This window comes from Streptomyces sp. NRRL F-2664 (genome assembly GCF_000719345.1).
In the GTDB taxonomy this organism is placed as follows: Bacteria; Actinomycetota; Actinomycetes; order Streptomycetales; family Streptomycetaceae; genus Streptomyces.
This window is the reverse complement of record NZ_JOFX01000169.1, coordinates 1-2140: the sequence shown is the minus strand read 5'-3', so window position 1 is coordinate 2140 and position 2140 is coordinate 1. Positions and strand designations below refer to the sequence as shown.

1 protein-coding gene and 2 pseudogenes are annotated in these 2140 nt (G+C 63.3%); 1 reads left to right on the top strand and 2 read right to left on the bottom strand.

What is annotated here, in order from left to right:
* Positions 1-333: 333 nt before the first annotated feature.
* Positions 334-1027, top strand: a pseudogene (locus tag IF89_RS50025) (IS5 family transposase); the annotation flags it as partial.
* Between the two features lie 28 nt (positions 1028-1055).
* On the opposite strand, the pseudogene IF89_RS48725 reads toward IF89_RS50025, so the two are convergent.
* Both IF89_RS48725 and IF89_RS46710 read right to left on the bottom strand, forming a co-directional pair.
* A pseudogene (locus IF89_RS48725) lies at positions 1056-1222 on the bottom strand (IS5/IS1182 family transposase); the annotation flags it as partial.
* A 171-nt stretch (positions 1223-1393) separates the two neighbouring features.
* Positions 1394-2140, bottom strand: a 747-nt coding sequence (locus IF89_RS46710; protein ID WP_199820632.1) for a hypothetical protein, incomplete at its 5' end; no start/stop codon positions are given.

The window sequence follows — 2140 nt, the reverse complement described above, 5'->3', positions numbered from 1 at the left end:
ACTCATGCACCACTACTCACACCAGCCTCAGTGGTCCCAGCCAAACCAGAGCGCAGACCCATATAAAGAACCCCGAATATGGGCTAAACGCCCTCTCAGAGGTCGTTTTCATCTGGATTGGCCATGTATTCAGTGATTCTCGGGCCGCTGGGCTGTGGTGCTTGTGGTGCTGGAGATGCGAGTTGCTTCTTGCTGGTCAGGTGGGGTGGAGGGTGAGGCGGGAGGTGGCTTGTGCCTGTCTCATCCCAGGACGCCCGGCTTTCGGGGCTGAGTGCTTCGGCAGCCGTCACTGTGCGCCTGGGCGCACTCGGTCTGCGGCGGTACGCCGGAAGCATGCCGAAGCGACGTCCGTATCCGAGTGATCTGTCCGATGCCCGTTGGGAGTTGATCGAGCCGGTGCTTGCGGCCTGGCGGTTCGAGCGCCGCGGCCGGGCTCTGGATTTCGGTCGGCCGCCGGAGCACGGCCTGCGCGACATCATGGATCTTGTACGTGGACCGGACCGGGGTTCAGCGGCGATACCTTCCGCACGACTTCCCGCACTGGAACACGGTCTGCGGCTACTTCGCCAAGTGGGCCGACGAGGGCGTGCTCGCCCAGCTCAACGGCCTGCTCAGGCAGCTCTTACGCGAGAAGGAAGGGCGTGACGCGGAGCCGCCGGCCTGCGTGATCGACGCTCAGAGCGTCAAGACCTCCACCAGCGTCCCCGCTGCCGGCCAGGGCATCGACGCCGGGAAGAAGATCGCGGGCCGGAAGCGGAGCATCGCCGCCGACACGCTCGGACTTCTCCTCGCGGTGCTGGTCGCGGCGGCGAGCGTGCAGGACTCCGTCGCCGGCACTGAACTCCTGGACCAGGTCGCGGTCGGCCACCCCGGGATCCGGAAGGCCTGGGTCGGCGGCGGCTGCCGCCAGCACCTCGTCGAGCACGCCGCGACCCTCGGCATCGACATGGAGATCACCGCCCGCAAGCCCGGGAACAGGGGTTTCACCCCGATCCCGAAACGCTGGGCGGTCGAGAGGACCTACGGAGTGCGCGGGCGGGTGGGGGCGCGCGGGCGCCGGGTGTGTGATCACGCTGTACATCGGCGTGGGCGGTGCTTCCGCGGATCCGGAACCCGGCGGCGATCTGGGCGAGGGTGTCGTGCTGCGCAGGTAACACGAGTGTGATCAGGGCCGGCTGAGAGGCTTGCAGCGGCGGTCACCCTCCCGGGTGGCGGTCAGCATCGCGACCCACTCCACGAGGGCATGCGGAAGGTCCCATGCGGCAGGACAGGCAGGCAGCAAGGCTCCCTGGCAGACGGGTTGGGACGTGAGATCTCTCGCTCAACCGTCCGGGAGCCTTGTCCGTTACGACCTCTTGCCTGCCACCCGACCGGTGGCCAACTCGAAGAAGCTCTATGAGAGGCCCGCGGCGATGCGCCTACGGTCTTGCGGGGTAATTTCTGCTTGGATCATCCTTACCAGTACAGCCAGGAGGTCTGCATATTTTGTTCTATTGTTCATCAATTCGCGGTAGACGCCAGCTTGGAGTTTTTGGCCGATTGCTGTCTGGGAGTCCACGAATGTCGGTAGAGTTGAAGGAATGGGGTAGGGTCGACCGCCCTGAACCCGAGGGTCGTAATGGCGTTCGTGAATCACTTCTGCCATTCCGAGGTAAAGGGCATCGTCTTTGAGGACCGACTTGAGGACGTGAACTTGGGCGGCATCGATCTGCCGGGAGATTGCAACCCACTCCTGCGTGCTTTTCGGCGTATCCCACGGGCCGGGTATTTTAATGCCCCGATTGAGTTCCGGGGGGGTGTCCCTCCGCGGTGAGTCTGGAATGCTTTTAGGCTCGACTGCATTCACGGGGGGATTGAAATCCTGGGCGAATTGCTTTATCATCGCGTCGGACTCTTCACGCCTTCTTTGCTGGTCTGCTAGCATTCGCTTTTTGTGGGCCTCGCTCTTCTTATTCCAGGCCTCTATGAGGCGTAGATTCCTGTCATGTGATTTCTGGAGCCTCGTGCGGAACTTGAAGCTGATGTTTCCGGTGGGGTCGGTGTATTCAGCGGGGTTGGCATTGAAGGCTTGGTATTTGTTGAGGGGTGTGGGGTGGGGGTCGCGGGTGGTGAAGCGGCCGGTTTCGGGGTGGTAGAGGCG